This window comes from Sphingobacterium sp. UBA7038 (genome assembly GCF_002494055.1).
Taxonomy (GTDB): Bacteria; Bacteroidota; Bacteroidia; order Sphingobacteriales; family Sphingobacteriaceae; genus Sphingobacterium; species Sphingobacterium multivorum.
Window position 1 is genome coordinate 1 of sequence record NZ_DLAV01000024.1, and the last position, 18765, is coordinate 18765.

Annotated in this window: 18 protein-coding genes and 1 tRNA gene; 5 read left to right on the top strand and 14 right to left on the bottom strand. The window is 40.8% G+C overall.

The genetic code is table 11. The features are described 5' to 3' along the window. Positions 1-121 precede the first annotated feature (121 nt). From B3H30_RS15965 to B3H30_RS15985, 5 genes are all read right to left on the bottom strand, one after another. The gene (locus B3H30_RS15965; protein ID WP_286834596.1) at positions 122-568 is read right to left on the bottom strand and encodes a hypothetical protein; all 447 of its coding nucleotides are present in this window, start codon (positions 566-568) and stop codon (positions 122-124) included. Between the two features lie 315 nt (positions 569-883). After that, complete coding sequence (locus B3H30_RS15970) at positions 884-2023, bottom strand: TlpA disulfide reductase family protein (RefSeq protein WP_286834598.1); 1140 nt, start codon at positions 2021-2023, stop codon at positions 884-886. A gap of 74 nt (positions 2024-2097) precedes the next feature. Continuing rightward, a complete protein-coding gene (locus B3H30_RS15975) occupies positions 2098-2859 on the bottom strand; it encodes a TPM domain-containing protein (protein WP_046673124.1) in 762 nt (253 codons plus the stop codon). A 199-nt stretch (positions 2860-3058) separates the two neighbouring features. Next, on the bottom strand, positions 3059-3487 hold the full coding sequence (locus tag B3H30_RS15980) for a TPM domain-containing protein (protein ID WP_070561453.1): 429 nt from the start codon (positions 3485-3487) through the stop codon (positions 3059-3061). A gap of 155 nt (positions 3488-3642) precedes the next feature. Then, entirely contained in the window at positions 3643-4221 is a 579-nt protein-coding gene (locus tag B3H30_RS15985; RefSeq protein ID WP_046673163.1) for a LemA family protein, read from the bottom strand. Between the two features lie 165 nt (positions 4222-4386). Between B3H30_RS15985 and B3H30_RS15990 the strand changes: the two genes are divergently transcribed. Together B3H30_RS15990 and B3H30_RS15995 are read left to right on the top strand one after the other, a co-directional pair. After that, positions 4387-5931 (top strand): NAD(P)/FAD-dependent oxidoreductase, encoded by a 1545-nt coding sequence (locus tag B3H30_RS15990; RefSeq protein WP_070561455.1) that lies wholly within the window; start codon positions 4387-4389, stop codon positions 5929-5931. 59 nt (positions 5932-5990) lie between these two features. Further along, positions 5991-6063, top strand: a tRNA-Gly gene (locus B3H30_RS15995). 513 nt (positions 6064-6576) lie between these two features. Here B3H30_RS15995 and sufD read toward each other — a convergent pair. The 3 genes from sufD to sufB all read right to left on the bottom strand — a co-directional run bounded on the left by sufD (position 6577) and on the right by sufB (position 10216). Then, positions 6577-7884 (bottom strand): Fe-S cluster assembly protein SufD, encoded by a 1308-nt coding sequence (sufD, locus tag B3H30_RS16000; RefSeq protein WP_201639994.1) that lies wholly within the window; start codon positions 7882-7884, stop codon positions 6577-6579. A gap of 59 nt (positions 7885-7943) precedes the next feature. Beyond that, positions 7944-8702, bottom strand: a complete 759-nt coding sequence (gene sufC / locus B3H30_RS16005) for a Fe-S cluster assembly ATPase SufC (protein WP_046673119.1) — start codon at positions 8700-8702, stop codon at positions 7944-7946. Positions 8703-8764: 62 nt separating this feature from the next. Continuing rightward, positions 8765-10216 (bottom strand): Fe-S cluster assembly protein SufB, encoded by a 1452-nt coding sequence (gene sufB, locus B3H30_RS16010; RefSeq protein WP_046673118.1) that lies wholly within the window; start codon positions 10214-10216, stop codon positions 8765-8767. A 332-nt stretch (positions 10217-10548) separates the two neighbouring features. Between sufB and B3H30_RS16015 the strand changes: the two genes are divergently transcribed. Beyond that, positions 10549-11019 (top strand): Lrp/AsnC family transcriptional regulator, encoded by a 471-nt coding sequence (locus tag B3H30_RS16015; protein WP_046673117.1) that lies wholly within the window; start codon positions 10549-10551, stop codon positions 11017-11019. Between the two features lie 148 nt (positions 11020-11167). On the opposite strand, the gene ung is transcribed toward B3H30_RS16015, so the two are convergent. Then, on the bottom strand, positions 11168-11842 hold the full coding sequence (gene ung / locus B3H30_RS16020; protein ID WP_286834600.1) for a uracil-DNA glycosylase: 675 nt from the start codon (positions 11840-11842) through the stop codon (positions 11168-11170). Between the two features lie 228 nt (positions 11843-12070). On the opposite strand from ung, the gene B3H30_RS16025 reads away from it, so the two are divergent. Beyond that, positions 12071-12610 carry a hypothetical protein gene (locus tag B3H30_RS16025; protein ID WP_070561463.1) on the top strand — a complete coding sequence of 180 codons (540 nt, stop codon included), beginning with the start codon at positions 12071-12073 and terminating at the stop codon, positions 12608-12610. Between the two features lie 68 nt (positions 12611-12678). Here the strand turns inward: B3H30_RS16025 and B3H30_RS16030 are convergent, their stop codons facing one another. Next, entirely contained in the window at positions 12679-13143 is a 465-nt protein-coding gene (locus B3H30_RS16030) for a hypothetical protein (protein ID WP_070561465.1), read from the bottom strand. Between the two features lie 67 nt (positions 13144-13210). Further along, a complete protein-coding gene (locus B3H30_RS16035) occupies positions 13211-13693 on the bottom strand; it encodes a DUF4293 domain-containing protein (protein ID WP_070561467.1) in 483 nt (160 codons plus the stop codon). A gap of 193 nt (positions 13694-13886) precedes the next feature. Between B3H30_RS16035 and B3H30_RS16040 the strand changes: the two genes are divergently transcribed. Next, positions 13887-14408 carry a hypothetical protein gene (locus B3H30_RS16040; RefSeq protein ID WP_070561469.1) on the top strand — a complete coding sequence of 174 codons (522 nt, stop codon included), beginning with the start codon at positions 13887-13889 and terminating at the stop codon, positions 14406-14408. Here the strand turns inward: B3H30_RS16040 and B3H30_RS16045 are convergent, their stop codons facing one another. The 3 genes from B3H30_RS16045 to B3H30_RS16055 all read right to left on the bottom strand — a co-directional run bounded on the left by B3H30_RS16045 (position 14409) and on the right by B3H30_RS16055 (position 18568). Next, positions 14409-16172 (bottom strand): ABC transporter ATP-binding protein, encoded by a 1764-nt coding sequence (locus B3H30_RS16045; RefSeq protein WP_286834602.1) that lies wholly within the window; start codon positions 16170-16172, stop codon positions 14409-14411. 8 nt (positions 16173-16180) lie between these two features. Further along, a complete protein-coding gene (gene truA, locus B3H30_RS16050; RefSeq protein WP_112375082.1) occupies positions 16181-16936 on the bottom strand; it encodes a tRNA pseudouridine(38-40) synthase TruA in 756 nt (251 codons plus the stop codon). Positions 16937-17266: 330 nt separating this feature from the next. Further along, positions 17267-18568: a UDP-N-acetylmuramoyl-tripeptide--D-alanyl-D-alanine ligase gene (locus B3H30_RS16055; protein ID WP_112375083.1), complete on the bottom strand. Its 1302-nt coding sequence runs from the start codon at positions 18566-18568 to the stop codon at positions 17267-17269. Between the last annotated feature and the right edge of the window lie 197 nt (positions 18569-18765).

Genomic DNA, 18765 nt, shown 5'->3' on the forward strand with positions numbered 1-18765 from the left:
ATTTGAGACAGCTTCTTTTTTTATGCCTTGCGTTGCTAGATTTGTCCAAATTCTTTGGTAAGGCCTGATACCTGAATGGTCATTTCCATAAAGGCATATGAGCATCATATCCTGCCAATTGTTATTTAAGCAAATTATTGCGGTATTCTTCAGATACCGGCGGCAGCTGAATGGCCTGGCCTGCTTTGGCCATCGAGTCCGCAAAATGATTCGTATTGCTGATCGCCTGTTCATACGCCTTAATAACTTGTTCCGATAGGTGTAGGACTTTAGGATCTTTGAGATCAACACGGTATTGATTATTTTCCAGTGTAACATGCTGATAAAAACGATATGCCGCAGCCTTTAGTTGACCCAGCTCCTGTTGTGACAAATGATCGATTCTGGCGTTAGGCGGCAACGTAACATCGATAAATGTCGTGTCTTTAGCCAATTGATCAATCGGGTGATCCAAAGGTATGGCATGCAACGCCTCTAGGTTGACAACAGGAATTCCCTTATCTTGATCGCCACCGCAGGAAGCAATCACCGTCCCCAAGAATATACCCAAAATTACTGTTTTCTTCATCTTTACAATTTTATAACCCCAATAGCGCTGATCACCATGTTTAAATACCTAGGATTCATCATCCCCTAATCCGGCTGTTACGAGGATATAGCGGTTTCACGCAATCATTCGCTATAGCAGCAGACGAAGTTAGCAAATTCATTCAATGTTTTGCAGTCGTCACGCTATTCGCCTTTTAGAGTCGTCAATTAGTCGCTGCGCCAAAAAAGCGATTGGATGAGGACGACTATAAAAAGAAACCCCTAATTGCAGACTCAGTTCACATGAGTATAACAATTAGGGGTTATTCATGCCCAATGGCAACTAAATATCATTTTACTTTAGCAATTCTGCTAACTTCGCTTCCAAAGCCTCACCTCTTAAATTTGATGCGACAATTTTACCAGAAGGATCAATGAGGAAGTTTTGCGGAATACCACGTACTTCGTACAATTTTACCGGAGCTGATTTCCAGCCCTGTAGGTCTGAAACGTGTGGCCATTGTTGTAAATTATCATCATGGATAGCTTTCAACCAAGCATCTTTTTTACCGGGATTGTCTAAAGAAACACCAAACACGGTAAATCCTTTATCTTTAAATTTATTGAAAGCCGCAACGACATTCGGGTTCTCATGACGACAAGGACCACACCAACTTGCCCAAAAATCCAACAAAACATATTTTCCTCTTAAGGAAGATAAGGAAATATTCTTTCCTGTTGTGTCTGGCAATGTGAAGTCAGGAGCTACCGAACCAACAGCTACTGCTTTCAATTTCTGGATACGCTCAGCCAATTCCTTCCCTTTTTCAGAATTTTTCAGTTCAGGAGACATTTTCTCAAAAGAAGCTACATATTCATTGACGTTTTCACCGCTGACATTCTCAGACAACAAATCCAACGTATACCAGCTTTTTGGGTTTTTGTTAATAAATTCAGCATCTGCTTTTTCCATTTTTTCGGAAATCTCACCAGCTTGTTTTTGTAAGCCTTCGATGAATTTAGGATCCTGTTTTTGCGTCTCCGAAGCCGCATAATATTGTTGGTTCAATGCCTCGAACGCATCTGTATGCGGTTTCACAAAAGCCTTGTACTGCGTCAGATCGTCATTAAGCGCCGTACCTGAGACCGTTGCATTTTTAAACCCTTTGGTTGCATCGACTTTGATAACGCCTTTAGAAAGATATAACTGTGCTGTCTCAGGTTGCTTTTGACTATTTCTAAGTTCTGCAAAAGTTAAGCCCTCCGGCGAATAAATCATCATACCTTTTGTTGGTGTAGCTACCTGTCCGTTGAACTTAAATTCGCCTTTTACGACCGTTGCTGAATCAGTCTGACGAGTGCCATTCGCAGCATACTGCATAAACACTTTCGCTTTGTCTGACGTCGTGTTTACTTTTCCTGTAACCGTGAAGCTTTCTTGTGCCATTAACAAGGCTGGTAAAAAGCTTAAACCCATTAATATTCCCTTTTTCATAATTATATACTTCCCATAAATGTAAAACATTTCCGTTTCACTGTCGTCCTATTTAACATTATTTAGCAAAGATGTTACCAACGTCCGGAAGCACCGCCACCACCAAAATCACCGCCACCGAAACCGCCAAATCCGCCACCAGAGCCTCCGCCGAAGCCACCGCCGCCACCTCGGCCGCCACCGCCGCCAAGACCATTCAGCAATGTCCACCAAAAGATATCAGAAGCGCCGCGTCCATTCATCACACGGCCACCACCGCCACCACCTCGTCCACCGCGATTGGAGAAAAGAACAACCAAGACTATCACAATAATAACAACAAACATCACCGAACCTGATCCCTTTCCTTTCGGTTGTTTTGGATCAGCTTTGTACTCACCCTTTGTGTAGGAAATTAAGGAACTGGTCGCATCGTCCACTCCTTTGTAGTAATCGCCCTGACGAAAAGCCGGCTTGATATCATTTTCAATAATACGATATGCAATGGCATCCGGGACAGCGCCCTCTATGCCATAACCTGTTTGAATAGTCACCGCCCGATCTCCCAGAGCGACCAACAACAGAATACCGTTATTATACTTTTTATTCCCAATACCCCATTTTTTCGCTAAACGAACCGCATAATCAGAAATATCATAGCCACCGGTAGAATTCATCATAACCACTGCAATCTGCGTAGATGCGGAATCCTCAAATGCCAATAGCTTCTGCTCCAATAATTGCTTCTGACTTGCGGTCAATGTGTTTGTATAATCATTGACAAGCCTATTTGATGTTTCTGGGAAATCTTGACCCAATACTGTGGCTACCGACAGCAAACAAAGCAACATAGCCATAGCAGGGATCCGAACCCGAGAAAATAATCTCGATACAAATTTCATCCTATAATTCTCTTTTATTCATTTTTATTTGCCTTGAGCAGTTTTCATGCAAATGGCGTTCGGTGAATCCCGAAATCGGGTTTATCACGATCTTTATCAGTTTATTTGTGAGACAGGGAATAGCTTCTCGGGACTGTTTCTGGTCACTTAACAACTAACGGTCTCCAAAAACAATATCATTTGGAAGCTCATTGATGTCATCGTGTTCACGCGGGAAGAATTTTGCCAATTGTTTACCCGCATGTTCGATCCCTTTGACCAAGCCCTCAACAATGCGATCCACCCGAAACTCCGCCACCATTAGATCTTTGGTACTGTTCCAAAAATCACCTTCTACACGTTGGTGAATTCCCTTATCGCCAATAATGGAAAATTTATGGTCTTCCAGCGCGATATAGATAAGAACACCATTTTTCAATGTAGTCTTGTGCATGCCCAATTTGGAAAAATAATAGGTTGCACGATCATGTACCTCGTCGGGGCAATGATTTTCGACCACTACACGAATCTCACCAGAAGTCTCATTTTCAGCCACATTAATAGCGTGAACGATCTTCTCTTGTTCTTCAGAATTTAATGCCATAGTTTGTATACGTTTGCACTCCAAAACTAGATTACCATACCGGTTATTCCAGATTCAAAGGGTCTAAACTAATTAAAACACGATAAAAAAATGGATGATGTGCTTCTACGAAAGCCGCATCATCCATCATCCTGTTCATTCCTAACAATTTGCTGTTAGAATGATACCGTTGGCGCTTTATCCGAACCTGGGGCAGCAGTAAATGTACCTTTTGCCTTAAATCCGAACATCCCCGCCATTAAATTATTCGGGAAGCTGCGTACGGTGGTATTATATTGCTGTACCGCTTCATTGTAAGATCTACGTTCTGTTGAAATACGATTTTCAGTACCTTCCAGCTGTGCTTGTAATTCCAAAAAGTTCTGATTGGCTTTCAAATCAGGATAAGCTTCAACAGACGCCAAAAGACGACTCAACGAACCGCTGAATTCATCTTGAACTTTTTGAAACTTGGCAATATTCTCCTCAGACAAATCATCGGCATTAATCGTCACGGAAGTAGCTTTAGCTCTTGCTTCTACAACAGCTGTCAATGTACTTTCTTCGTGTTTTGCCGCTCCTTTTACTGTATTAACCAAATTTGGAACTAGATCCGCACGACGTTGATACGCATTTTCAACTTGTGCCCATTTTCCTTTAACATTCTCATCTTGTGAGACCATCGTATTGTAGCCACAGGAGTTTAATGATACTAATGCAAATAAACCACATAGGGCGACCAAAAATCTTTTAATTTTCATTGTTCAAAGAATTAAATACTATTCAAATTTTACGGTTACACTATCAAAGCATATACCAAGCTCTTACTAAGATAAGAATATTTTTATTTCCAAATCTCCAAATAGCCAATATTCATTAACTTTGTCCCGGTTTTGGGATAAAAACCCAGCCCTCATACTATGCAAAAAGAAATTGAAATTGCGATACTTCCAGAAAGAATCGAGGACGATCAGTATATTCTACAGCAAGGGATCAAAGCCCTGAAAGTCCAACCTCAACAAGTCAAAGGTTATAAAATCCGTAAACGTTCCATTGACGCCCGAAGCAAGCAGGTTGTTTATCGAGCTCGTGTTATTTACTACATTGACGAGCTTCCTGTTCCAGAAATCTACGAAAATAATTTTAAGTCCGTTAAAGACGGAAAACCCGTTATTATTATTGGCGCGGGCCCTGCCGGCCTGTTTGCAGCAATACGCTGTATTGAACGTGGTCTCAAACCAATTGTAATCGAACGCGGTAAAAAGGTCCAAGACCGTAGACGCGATCTAGCTAAGTTGAACCGGGAAGGCATCGTAAACCCTGAGTCAAACTACTGCTTTGGCGAAGGTGGAGCTGGAACGTACTCAGACGGAAAATTATATACACGTTCCAATAAGCGAGGTGACGTAGACAAAGTACTCAGACTTTTCGTTTCCCATGGGGCAACGACGGATATTCTGGTCAATGCGCGCCCACATATCGGTACAAATAAATTGCCACATATTATTGAAGCCATGCGCGAGAGCGTCCTTGAATTTGGGGGCGAATTTCATTTTGACCAACGTGTCGATGACATTTTAGAATCCTTCGGTCAAGTACGCGGTGTCAAATTAGCCAATGGTGAAGAAATTAAGGCAGATCATGTCATTGTAGCAACAGGGCACTCTGCGCGGGATATTTTCGAGCTTTTTCATCGCAACAATTGGCTGATCGAAGCCAAAGCATTTGCTTTGGGCGTGCGTATCGAGCACCCGCAGGCAATCATTGATCAGGCGCAATACCACTGCCAGGTAAGAAGCGAGCATTTGCCGCCAGCCTATTATAGCCTGGTTGAACAGGTGAATGACCGTGGTGTATTTTCATTCTGCATGTGCCCAGGCGGCGTCATTGCTCCCTGTGCAACAGATTTAGATGAAATCGTTGTCAACGGATGGTCACCATCCAAACGAAATAATCCGCACGCCAATTCAGGCACCGTTATTCAGATCAACCTTGAGGACGTTGCCAATGCACATAAGGATCCATTTGCATTACTGAATTTTCAGAAAGAGATCGAACGAAAGGCTTTTGCCGTAGGTGGCGGTAAGCTCGTTGCTCCGGCGCAACGCATGGTCGACTTTGTCGAAGGACGTGTATCTATGGATCTGCCAGAAAACTCGTACAAGCCCGGAACAGCATCTGCAGATCTCACCGAAGTGCTACCTGTTTTTGTTCACGAAGCATTACGCGGTGCGTTGCCCATCTTTGGCAAAAAGATGAAAGGGTATTATACCAATGAAGCCATTTTAGTCGGTGTAGAGTCACGTACATCTTCACCGATTCGGATTCCTAGAAATAAAGAAGATTTACAACACCCTCAGGTCAAAGGACTTTACCCTTGTGGTGAAGGGGCAGGTTATGCCGGCGGTATCATTTCGGCGGCTATAGACGGTATTAATTGTGTTGATGCGATCAATTTAAGTTAATATTTTTTGCTTTTCCTCTTGCAGAATACGAATAAATGCCTTACTTTTGTAACATCAACGCGAAAGTAGCTCAGTTGGTAGAGCACAACCTTGCCAAGGTTGGGGTCGCGAGTTCGAATCTCGTCTTTCGCTCAAAAAAGCTTCCAAAATTTGGAAGCTTTTTTCGTTTAATAGTGCTCTGTTATTCCCTACATTTCAGCCCTTCATCACCTTTATCTTTGTTTGATTTTAACTAAAATTGCCGAAAAAATTATTAGCACAATTTAAAGCAAGTACCAAGAACGGATTAGTTTCAACGTTGGTTCCATTCGAAGCTTCCTCGGTGCTTCTTCGGAGCTTGTTCGGTACTTGTTCGGTGCTTCTTCGGTTGTGAGCGAACAATTAGCGTTGTAGCTCCGATTAAGATCCGTTGTTATACCGTGAAAATGACGAAGTTGATATCCAAAATTACTAGGGTCTACCCTACAGCAAACAATGATAACTTTAAGCGCTTCTCCCAATACGATTAAACGCTCTTCAAGCAAGAGCAACAAGACGCAACTTGGCGCTTGATACGAAGGCTATGATGTATTGGTCTATGAAAAAAAATGGCGTTTACCTATTCAGTAAACGCCATATTTAAAAGCTATATGATCCTAAATGGATTTAATTTGTTCTTAGGCTTTCTTCTACAAGCTCTTCAACATATTTGCGAACAACCTCATTTGAGAAACGTGTCGTTACGTCAAATGCAAATGCGTGCACCAACAGGATACGGGCAGACTCTTCGCCAATTCCTCTTGCTCTCAGATAAAACAACGCTTCATTATCAAACTGACCGATGGTACACCCGTGTGAACATTTTACGTCATCGGCAAAGATTTCCAACTGTGGTTTGGTATAAACCGCCGAATTGTCTGACATCAACATATTATTATTCTGTTGAAAAGCATTCGTTTTCTGCGCATCCTCGCGCACAAAGATTTTTCCATTGAAAACCGCAACGGACTTGTCCTGTGTAATATTTTTATACCATTCATAGGACTCACAATGTGGTTTCAGGTGGTCTACGATGGTATGATTATCGACCAATTGATCGGCAGCCGTTAAGTTGATTCCATATAAATGGCTCTCCACATGCTCGGCATCCAAACGGACGTTGATATTGTTACGGATAAACGAAGCGCCTGGAAAATTACAGTTGTAATTATTGTAAAGACTGTATTTTTCTTGATATACCTCTGTATGATTAAAGTAACGGCTTACAGATTCCGCGAGCTGCAAATAATAATGTTGTACTTTAGCATTCTCTTTGACGATAATCTCAGAGACCTTATTGTGCACATTATTTGCGGTACCCTCTGCAGTGATAAAGCTTTCGATCAATTCAAGTTCTGCATTTGGCTCGACAACGATCAAATTACGTGTTTGTGCAAAGAAATCCTCTTTCCCTGTAGCGACGTGAATAATCTGTATTGGTTTATCAAGTACAACTCCCTTTTTCAAATGGATAAAAACGCCATTGGTAAAAGCAGCCGTATTCAAAGCGACCATAATATTGTCTGACTTATCCGCATATTTAGCAAAATGGGACTCAAATGCAGGCTCTGAAGTGGCTTCATCCATTGGAATAACCGACAGTCCCTTTACATTTTCTAATTCACTTACTGCTAATACATACTGACCATTCACCAAAATAATGCGGTAGGCATCCAACTGCGGAATCTCACCTGCACTAAAGTCTAAGCCTTCGATATCCACATCGACATCAAGCGCATAAGGCTTATTGATAATACTGTGGATGTTTGTATATTTCCATTCTTCATTCTTAACGGTGGGAAAGCCTGCTGCTTCGAAACGCTCGAATGCAAGTTGGCGGGCCTCCACGAAAAACGAAGGTTCGTCTGAAACGCCTTGCTCTTTGAAAGCTCCCAACACTTGTTGAAGTAATGATTCTGAAACTAATGTACTCATGTTATTTTTTAATCAAATCGCCAAAATTCTCCTCTAATCCTATTTACTCAGGTAAAAGATTAGGCGTTTTGTGTATCATATTCTTTTAACCAATCGTATCCTTTTTCTTCGAGCTCCAAAGCTAATTCTTTAGGTCCCGATTTCACGATACGGCCATTGTACAATACGTGAACAAAATCTGGAACGATATAATCCAACAAACGTTGGTAGTGTGTAATAACAATAAAAGCATTGTCTTTAGAGCGCAATTGATTCACACCATTTGCAACGATACGAAGTGCATCGATATCCAAACCAGAATCTGTCTCATCCAAAATAGATAATTTCGGGTTCAACATCGCCAATTGAAAAATTTCGTTACGCTTTTTCTCACCACCGGAGAATCCTTCATTTAAAGAGCGGTTAGCCAAATTAGCTGAAAACTCAACCAATTTTTGCTTGTCTTTTACCATTTGTAAAAATTCCTTCGCTTCCATTGGCGGAAGACCTTTGTACTCACGAATATCATTTACAGCCGTTTTCAAGAAATTGATATTCGATACGCCCGGAATCTCAACAGGATATTGAAAAGCCAAAAACAGCCCTTCACGCGCACGGTCTTCAGGGGAAAGATCCAATAAATCTACACCGTCCAATAGTGCGGAACCTTCACTTACTTCATAGGATTCACGTCCTGCTAATACATTCCCTAATGTACTTTTACCAGCACCATTTGGTCCCATAATCGCATGAACTTCGCCAGCTTTTACTTCTAGGTTTAACCCTTTTAATATTTGTTTGTCTTCTACAGACGCATGTAAATTTTTAATGCTTAACATTTTATTCGTATTGAGTATGGTGTAATGTAGCGACTTAAACTACATTCCCAATGATTTTTTATCTATCCTACTGAACCTTCTAATGAAATTGCCAATAATTTTTGAGCCTCTACAGCAAACTCCATCGGCAATTGATTTAATACTTCTTTTGCATACCCGTTGACAATTAAACCAACAGCTTTCTCAGAATCGATACCCCGTTGATTCAAATAGAATACCTGGTCCTCACCGATTTTGGAAGTAGTCGCCTCATGCTCTAATTTGGCCGTCTTATTTCTATTTTCGATGTAAGGGAATGTATGTGCCCCACACTTATCACCGATCAATAAGGAGTCACATTGTGTAAAGTTACGTGAGTTGTCGGCATTTGGACCGATTTTCACTAAACCTCTATAACTGTTGTGGCTCTTACCGGCGGAGATACCTTTAGAAATAATTTTAGATTTTGTGTTTTTACCCAAATGAACCATCTTCGTTCCTGTATCAGCTACCTGATGATTACGCGTCATGGCTACAGAGTAAAACTCACCAATAGAGTTATCGCCCTTTAAGATCACACCCGGGTATTTCCATGTAATTGCAGAACCGGTTTCTACCTGTGTCCAGGAGATTTTACTGTTATCGCCCTTACAGATTCCACGCTTGGTTACAAAGTTATAAATACCACCTTTTCCTTCTTTATCACCAGGGTACCAGTTTTGAACGGTAGAATATTTAATATCAGCATCACGTTCGGCAATCAATTCAACCACTGCCGCATGCAGCTGGTTTTCATCACGCATAGGTGCAGTACATCCCTCCAAATAAGAAACATAAGCCCCCTCATCCGCAATGATCAACGTGCGTTCGAATTGCCCAGTATTCTGTGCATTGATACGGAAATAGGTAGACAATTCCATTGGACATCTAACGCCTTTTGGAACGTAAACAAAGGATCCATCCGAAAACACTGCAGAATTTAAAGCTGCATAAATGTTATCTGTCTGCGGAACCACTGTACCCAAATATTTTTTCACCAGGTCAGGATGCTCTTGCACGGCCTCACCAAATGAACAGAAAATAACACCTTGCTCCTTTAATTTCTCACGAAACGTTGTTTTTACAGATACCGAATCGAAGACAGCATCTACAGCCACAACTCCCGCTAATATTTTTTGCTCATCCAAAGGAATACCCAACTTTTCGAAAGTGGAAATCAACTCAGGGTCAACCTCATCCATCGAATTAAGCTGCGGTTTTGCTTTCGGGGCTGCATAGTAGGAAATCTCCTGAAAATCAATCTCGGGAGCTTTGAAATTCTGCCAAGTAGGCATTCTTAACGTCAAGAAATGACGGAAAGCTTTTAATCTCCATTCCAATAGCCATTCAGGTTCATTCTTTTTTGCCGAAATAAAACGAACCGTATCCTCAGTAAGGCCTTTGGCTGCAATTTCCATTTCGATATCTGTCGTGAACCCGTATTTATATTCTTCGAGCTCTAGCTCTTTTAACAAATCGTCGTCTTTAGTACTCATATTGCGCTCTCACGGTTTAACTAATTTGGGAGGGCTTCACCTCCGCACCTATCGAACTGCAAAGTTACAATTTCAAAGCCAATAAAACAGCATTTAATAGCACCTTACGAAGGCATTTTTAATAAAAAAATGACATTTATCACTCCATTTCATTAAAATGAGCACATTTCAATCGATTATGACAGTCAAATGATTTTGCATCGATTAAAATTATAATTATAAAAATACGATATAGCTAAAATCTATTTATCACCAATAATTTTGTATATTTTTAAATTTCCAAATATAATTTTGTATATTTACAAATACTATTGATTATTAAGACTTAAGATATGCCCTTTGCACCGGATAAAACAGATTTAAAAATTCTTAAACTATTACAAGAGAATGGTCGTATAACTAATTTGCAACTCGCATCTAGCATCGGACTGTCCCCCGCGCCAACCTTAGAGCGTGTGCGAAAACTGGAAAACTCCGGCTTCATCAAAAGTTACCATGCCTTTGTGGACGAGGAGAAACTGGGGCTTGGGATCAAGTCGTTCATACAGATCTCACTCGATTTCCATACCCACAACGCTATTCCTGAATTTGTAGCTGCAGTCAAAATGATACCTGAAGTAACCGAATGCCATCACGTTACAGGCAATTGTGATTTCATCCTCAAGGTTTACGTAAAAGATATCAAAGCTTATGAAGGCGTCATCATGGAAAAAATATCCAAAATACCTTTTGTAAAGACATTCCAAACCATGATGATTATGTCGACCAGCAAAAAAGAACCCATTATTCCTTTAGAATATTAAGCGAGGGAATTAAGCCCAATCAAAAATATCATTACCGGAATCTCGCTCTTGGACGCATTTGCGCCATGCGCGAATCACCGGCAATGATGTTTATCTACTTTAGCTATTGGACAGCAAACGCTTCGCAAAATTTAACCCAAGCCACAACTTAAATCAGGCGCCAATCAATTGGGGTTTTACCATGTGCCGTCAAATACTGGTTTGCGCGTGAAAAATGCTTACTACCAAAAAAACCACGATAGACAGACAACGGTGAGGGATGAACCGCCGTTAGAATAAGATGCTTCTTCGCATCAATGAGTACACTTTTCTTTTGGGCATAACTTCCCCACAACAAAAACACCACATGTTCACAACGCTCCGAAATGGCATGAATAATACTGTCTGTAAAAATCTCCCAGCCTTTCTTTTGATGAGAACCAGCCAAATGCGCCTGAACTGTCAAGGTCGCATTTAACAATAATACCCCCTGCTTGGCCCAAGAAGTCAAATCGCCAGCATGCGGCTCAACAAAACCAGGGATATCATCTTGCAATTCCTTAAAAATATTTTTTAAAGATGGGGGCAAGGCAATCCCTGCCGGAACTGAAAAAGACAGCCCATGTGCCTGCCCGTCATTGTGGTAAGGATCCTGCCCTAAAATAACCACTTTCACCCGATCCAATGGCGTCAGCTTAAAAGCATTCATCACCAGATCTGCCGGTGGAAACACTTTCGTTTTCTGACGCTCTGCTTGCACAAAAGTAGATAACTGTTTCATGTAGGGCTGAGCGAACAAAGGCCTTAACACAGGAGCCCAAGAATCATCGTATTGCTTTTCCATAATTCAAACATAGACAAAGTTGCATATAAAGGCAAATTTATCCGGCTGCCCACCTATTCGGCGTTGTACCAAAGCAAGATTATCAGAACACATCGATTAACATAAAAGCTACCATTTTCTAGAAAAACACATTTTTACAAAATAACAACCTGAACGAGTTGCTTAAACGGTGAAATTAACGGATATTTGCAGAATTAAATTGAATACAAATATTTTAAACAAAGATTTATGTCAAATCTCGTTAGAATCATTATTTGCAGTGCATTGCTTATCGGAACAGTTGCCTTATTCTGGACCGGAAATTGGGGATGGGGAATTTTAGGGATCTTGGTCACGATCTTGGGTTTTGTTACTGTATTTTTCCATGAATATATGCTGATTGCGCAATGGCATATGCGTAAACAAAATATGGCCGCAGCTGAAAAATGGCTAGGTAAAATCACCAACTACGAAAAGCAATTGATCCCACAACAGCATGGTTACTACAACATGCTGATCGGACTGATCGAATCACAACGTGCACCTATGCAATCTGAAAAATATTTTAAGAAAGCATTGGCATTGGGTCTACATATGGACCATAACATCGCCTTAGCAAAATTGAGCCTAGCCGGTGTAGCCATGGCGAAGCGCAATAAACGTGAAGCCGAAAAACTTCTTCAAGAAGCTAAAAAAGCAGATAAAAATAAGTTGTTAGCTGATCAGATCAAAATGATGAAAGACCAGATGGGCATGATGGACAAACAGCAGATCAGATACAATCGATAATATTGAATAATCAAAAAAAGCTTCGAAGTTATAACTTCGAAGCTTTTTTTGTCAAGAGACAAAATCAATTATTTCTTTAATGAAATAGGAACCTCCAAAAACTCCCCCTCTTCTGTACTGCTCTCAAAGACCAGTTTAACCATAACCGGTTTATCCGTTTTCTTCCAATCCTTTACAACGACCTGTATATCCACAGGCTTATCTTCTTCTAGCAAATAGTGCAGATAATTCTGCTTATCTTCAAATTTAACCAATACATTTCCCATCTGAATCGTGGAAAAGAAATGGGGCTGTTTCTTCTGATCCAACACTTGCGTGGAAAAGGTGTTCATTTTATATTCCCGAGGATTCTTACTATACGATATAGCAAACAAATTGATCACCAATTCATGCTTAGGCTCATCTACGTGAAATTCCTTTACATCGAATTGAATATCATCAACAACCAACAATGAATCTGCCGACTGCGCCTTTACAAACCCACCGACAAGGAAGAGCATTAAGACAACAACATATCTAAAAAAAACGTTCATATCATATTATATTTAAAAAAGCCACGGTCTTCGTGGCTTTAACTATTATTGGATTATTCTTTCAAAATTATGCCCTCAATCGATCGGCAGACCGGATCAACTTTTCATCTTTACGTACACCTCCCATGGCTAACGCACAGAAAATAATCGAGATAGGCAACAAAAAGAATCCTACGCCGATATTCCCAGCACCCAAAAATTGGTTCACCGTAGCGAGATGAGTACTTGCAGAAGAATATAGCCACACTGCAAATAAGATAATTGCGACAACCTCTACCCAAATAAGCAAAAGTTGAACTTTACGCTGTTTAAATTTAAATATCGTGAACAGGGGAAGCCCGCCTAATAATACGGTGGCCACAGTCTGGAGAATATAACCAAATCCCCCCTCGTGTACCGGCTGACCCGCAGCGACACTATACACACCGGTCACCTTCACATTCTTTCCTAAACCAACTAAATCGCTATAATTAACATAGGGAAATAGAAATAAGCCGAATATGACTAATCCTGCTATCAGCAAATAAACAGTTTGGATACGTTGAATCATAGTTTAATTTTTGTATACCAACAAACTTAGATAAATTGATTTTTATATGCAATATAATTGCGATCGAAAAAACAATCAACCTTACAGCTCATTAAACAGCAAAACAATCAAACCCTATATTTTGTTGCATTTTTTTACACGATACCAAAGGGCTTCATTTTAGAAAGTTTTATCTTTGCGAAAAAAAAATACCATGTTATATATATACGGTGCAACTGCTCACGCTAAAACTGCGGTAGATGTAGCAGAAGATTTAGCGATTGAAATTGGTGGTCTTATTGACAAATCATTGCTCATTGAAGATGTATTCGATTATGAGGTTCAACTTCACCATCAAGTAAAAGGCACGGAGGAAGATTTCTTTATTGCAGTCAAGAACCCAGGCCTTCGCCAACGGATTGTATCGGAAAATGCAGACTGGAATTACCAGACCCTCATCCATCCCAAAGCCTACGTATCAAAACGAGCGGAGATTGGTGAAGGCACCATTATCCTCCCCGGCGCTTCCATCGCCCCCGATGTACAGATAGGCAACCATTGCGTTATCGCCGGTTCTGCTGTTATCGAAAGCAATACCATTATTGAAGATTTTGTCAACATCGGACCAAATGTCTCAATCGGAGCAAACGTGCTCGTAGGGCGAGGTTCAGAGATTAAAGCAAATACACGGATCGAAGATGAAGAAACGATCCCCAAAGAGAGTATAATCGCTTAATTAAATCCCCGCGGAATGAAATTGCAAGTCGTATAGTTTTTTATAATACCCATCAAAAGATAGCAATTCCTGATGCGTTCCAATTTCCTTGATTTCGCCTTTATCCAACACAATAATCTTGTCCGCCTTCTGAATGGTGGACAAGCGGTGGGCAATAACAATCGATGTTCTTCCTTTCATGAGGTTATCGATTGCATGCTGGATCATTTCTTCCGTTTCGGTATCTACTGAAGATGTCGCCTCGTCTAAAATTAGAATCCGGGGATCGTGTACCAAGGCTCGGATAAAAGAAATCAATTGGGCCTGCCCCGCGGATAAGGTTGCACCCCGCTCTTTCACATCATAATCATAGCCCCCAGGTAGTCGCATAATAAAATCATGCGCCCCCACTTCTTTTGCGGCTTCAATGACCTGTTCTCTAGATATCGCTGGATCGCCTAATGTGATGTTATTGATGACGCTATCCGAGAAGAGGAATACATCCTGCAATACCGTCGCAATGGTATTTCTCAGATAATCGAGATCATAATCGCGGATATTACGGCCGTCCAACAGAATTTCACCTTTATTGATTTCATAAAAACGGCTTAGAATATTGATGGTAGAAGATTTTCCAGCACCAGTAGCCCCAACTAAAGCCAGCGTCTCACCCGGATTAACATTAAAGTTTACATTCTTTAGGACCCAGTTTTCCTCATTATAGGCGAACCAAACATCGCGAAACGCAATTTCACCTTTGATGTGTGCAGGTTTCAATGTACCCAAATTTGGAGTCTTTTCATCGGTATCCAACACTTCAAAAATCCGTTCAGCGCTAACCATGCCCATTTGAAGCGTATTGAATTTGTCAATAAGCTCCCGAATGGGCCTAAAGATCATATTGATATACATGATAAAGGCCACCACTACACCCGGAGAGATCACATCACCCATAATTTGTTTGGAACCGAACCAGACCAACAATCCCAAAGCAATGGCCATGATAATTTCCAAAACAGGGAAAAAGATGGAGAAATACCAATTGGTCCGAATATGGGCATTACGATGTTGCGCATTAATTTCCTTAAATTTATCCATTTCCTGCTTTTCACGCGCAAAATATTGGATAATACCGACTCCCGTAATGTGTTCCTGCAAAAAGGTATTTAAGTTAGAAACCCATTTCCGCACATCGATAAAGGCAGACTTCATCGCCTCTTTAAATACGTAAGTCGCTGCCACCATCAAAGGCATCGGAATTAAAACAATCAATGTCAGCTTCCAATCGGAATAAAACATCACAACCAGAATAACGACCAACTGCAATAAATCGCCGATAATCTGAATCAAACCTTCAGAAAAAATATTGGAAAGAGTCTCCAAATCAGAGATGGTACGGGTAATCAATTTTCCCAGTGCTGTGCGATCAAAATACTTCAGCCTGAGTTGAACAATGTGGTTAAATACCTGAATCCGAATATCACGGATAACCGACTGCCCCAGAGTATTTGTCATTAAGGTATGGTAATAACGGATCAAAGTCTGCAGGATGACCAATGCCAACATTGCAATCAGCATGAGGGACAATCCATTGGTATCGAAGTTTAGGATATAGTTATCCAGCGTATGCTGGATCAGCATAGGCAAAGCGGGGGCTACTGCAGCCAGCAATATCGTTAGGACGACCGATATCCAAAATGCCATATGATATGGACGCATATAGCGACTCATGCGTTTCACCAAATTGAGATCGTAGGTTTTACCAGTTATTTTATCTTGACTCACGTTAAATTCTATATATAAGGATATGCTACTTCTGTTAAATACAACCCATGTGCCGGCACGGAAACACCTGCCTTCCCCCGGTTTTTGCTTTGGATAACCTCTTGCATAAATGAAACAGGTTTGCCTTTTATGCCTATTTCCAACGATGTACCCACAATAGCACGCACCATATTGCGCAAAAAGCGATCAGCGGTAATATGAAAGACCAAATGTTGTTCGGTATGCCATACCCACTCGGCTCTACGAATATCGCAAATATTTGTAAACACCTGCGTATGAGACTTACTAAAGCATTCGAAATCTTGTTTACCCAATAAAAATTGTGCAGCTTCATTCATCTTTTCAACATCCGGACGATCGCGCATAAAACATGAATAGGGATAGATAAAAGGATCTTTATGAAAATGAAGATGGTATTCATAGGATCTTTGTGTCGCATCGAAGCGAGCATGTGCTTCGGGTTCCACTTCGATCAGGCGCTTTACGGCCACATCAAAGGGCAATAGTGCATTGAGCGAATGAATAAAACGATCAGCTTTTTGTAGAATACCCACAGGGGCTGCATCGAAATGTGCATACAATTGCTTGGCATGAACACCTGTATCTGTACGGCCAGCTCCAGTTGTTTCAATGGGTTCCCGCAACAGGGTTTCAAGCGCCTTATTCAGCACTTCCTGCACGGAAATTGCATTATTCTGAATTTGCCAACCATGATAAGCCTGTCCAAAATAGGCTATTTCTAAAAAAAAACGTCTTTTATCCATTATATGCAACAAAGGTACGTTTTTCCAAATGAGCATCATTTCTCCGTAGAACGAATTTGCTCATTTTCCTTATTATTTAATCCTTACATGACAAAACTGTTTGTTTTGCACTTCCTTTCGCTCGATGCTACTGGGCGAGTCATTCGGGATTCAGTGGAACGAAGGTTTCCGCAACATCCTATCAACTTCGTCCCGCAACCACGGTAAGTCCACAGTGAGTCCACGTTGAGTCCACCTTTTTAAGTACATTCAATGCGGGAGCACCATGGTCGCCATATGTTCGCACCCCGAACTTATCCCCTCGTTGTGCATAGCATAAAGCTAAAAAGGCTACAGTAGTTCGACCAGATTTTCAAAGGCCATACCCCTTGACGCTTTCAATAAGACCGTGCTGTCCACAATAGGATTTCCGCTGATTGCCTGTTTTGCTTCGGCAGTAGTTTCATAAAATGCTCCACCTTCATAACGATGTGCGAAAAATTCTTTTCCTACAAAAATTTTGCGATCTGCAGGAATAGCTCTTACGTTCTCGACAATTTTTTTATGTTCTTCAAATGATTCTGTCCCCAATTCAAACATATCACCCAATACAATAGCCTTCTTATCCGCTTCAATAATCCGAATATTATCCAATGCAGCAGCCATGCTTGTTGCATTTGCATTATAATAATCGCAGATTAGCGTATTGTGGGCAGTTTTCATAACCTGCGAACGATTGTTCGTAGGGGTATATCCTTCAATACCCCGATTGATTGACGCAGAAGAAACGCCAAAATGCAAACCTACTGCAATAGCTGCAAGAAAGTTTTCGGTATTATAAGATCCTGTTAAATGGGTATCGACAACATAAGATTCGGCCGTGCCTTTCTTGTGCCATTCAATTTGCAAAAGGGGATTTGCCCTAAGAAGCTTTCCAATCACATCATTACCTTCCGAAAAACCATAAGTGACAATGTTGGCTATCTTGCGGGCGGAAGCCATCTCTTTAAGATGTGGGTTATCTGCCTGCAAAAATAATACCCCTTGATGGTCCTGCAGCCAATCGTACAGCTCGCCCTTGGTTTTCTTTACTCCTTCAAAAGATCCAAAACCTTCTAGATGTGCTTTGCCAACGTTAGAAATCAAACCATGTGTCGGTTCGGCAATCCCACACAAAAAAGCAATTTCTTCCAAATGATTTGCCCCCATTTCGATGATTGCTAGCTCAACAGAATTATCTATGGCCAATAATGTCAATGGAACACCAATATGATTATTCAAATTTCCTTTTGTTGCATAGGCCTTGTATTTCTGCGAAACAACAGCGTACAACAATTCCTTTGTCGTGGTTTTTCCATTGGTTCCCGTCACTCCAATAACTGGAATATCCAATTGCTGTCTGTGGTAATTCGCTAGTTGCTGTAATGTTTTTAAAACATCATCAACAAGAATATACGCTTCTCCTTTTCGGTAGGTCTCGTCATCAATAACAACGTATTTAGCACCCATTTCAAGCGCTTTCTCGGCGAAAGTATTCCCATTGAAATTGGCCCCTTTTAAGGCGAAAAATAGACTATCTTTTTCTATTTTACGTGTATCTGTTGTAATATTCGGATACTGTTTATAAATCTGATAAAGTGATTGGATATCCATGTTGAGCAATTTGTTGAACAAACTTAGAGAAATTGCTTTTTATATGCAATACAATTACGCTTTAGCAGATCATATTATTCGGGACTTATTCAAAATTTCAAGCAATCTGCGATAGCGAAAACGTGCTTAGAAAACGTAGAAAATGCGGTATAACCCGATTGCCTTAAACGCTACCGATAACGTTTGCGCATTTATTT

Coding starts and splice junctions, on each gene's coding strand:
- B3H30_RS15970 (WP_286834598.1), bottom strand. CDS start 2,023: ATGAAAAAGGGAATATTAATGGGTTTAAGCTTTTTACCAGCCTTGTTA.
- sufC (WP_046673119.1), bottom strand. CDS start 8,702: ATGTTAAGCATTAAAAATTTACATGCGTCTGTAGAAGACAAACAAATA.
- B3H30_RS16040 (WP_070561469.1), top strand. CDS start 13,887: ATGTTATATATATACGGTGCAACTGCTCACGCTAAAACTGCGGTAGAT.
- B3H30_RS16025 (WP_070561463.1), top strand. CDS start 12,071: ATGTCAAATCTCGTTAGAATCATTATTTGCAGTGCATTGCTTATCGGA.
- B3H30_RS15965 (WP_286834596.1), bottom strand. CDS start 568: ATGAAGAAAACAGTAATTTTGGGTATATTCTTGGGGACGGTGATTGCT.
- truA (WP_112375082.1), bottom strand. CDS start 16,936: ATGGATAAAAGACGTTTTTTTTTAGAAATAGCCTATTTTGGACAGGCT.
- B3H30_RS16055 (WP_112375083.1), bottom strand. CDS start 18,568: ATGGATATCCAATCACTTTATCAGATTTATAAACAGTATCCGAATATT.
- ung (WP_286834600.1), bottom strand. CDS start 11,842: ATGGAAAAGCAATACGATGATTCTTGGGCTCCTGTGTTAAGGCCTTTG.
- B3H30_RS15975 (WP_046673124.1), bottom strand. CDS start 2,859: ATGGCTATGTTGCTTTGTTTGCTGTCGGTAGCCACAGTATTGGGTCAA.
- sufB (WP_046673118.1), bottom strand. CDS start 10,216: ATGAGTACTAAAGACGACGATTTGTTAAAAGAGCTAGAGCTCGAAGAA.
- B3H30_RS16015 (WP_046673117.1), top strand. CDS start 10,549: ATGCCCTTTGCACCGGATAAAACAGATTTAAAAATTCTTAAACTATTA.
- B3H30_RS16035 (WP_070561467.1), bottom strand. CDS start 13,693: ATGATTCAACGTATCCAAACTGTTTATTTGCTGATAGCAGGATTAGTC.
- B3H30_RS16030 (WP_070561465.1), bottom strand. CDS start 13,143: ATGAACGTTTTTTTTAGATATGTTGTTGTCTTAATGCTCTTCCTTGTC.
- B3H30_RS15990 (WP_070561455.1), top strand. CDS start 4,387: ATGCAAAAAGAAATTGAAATTGCGATACTTCCAGAAAGAATCGAGGAC.
- sufD (WP_201639994.1), bottom strand. CDS start 7,884: ATGAGTACATTAGTTTCAGAATCATTACTTCAACAAGTGTTGGGAGCT.
- B3H30_RS15980 (WP_070561453.1), bottom strand. CDS start 3,487: ATGGCATTAAATTCTGAAGAACAAGAGAAGATCGTTCACGCTATTAAT.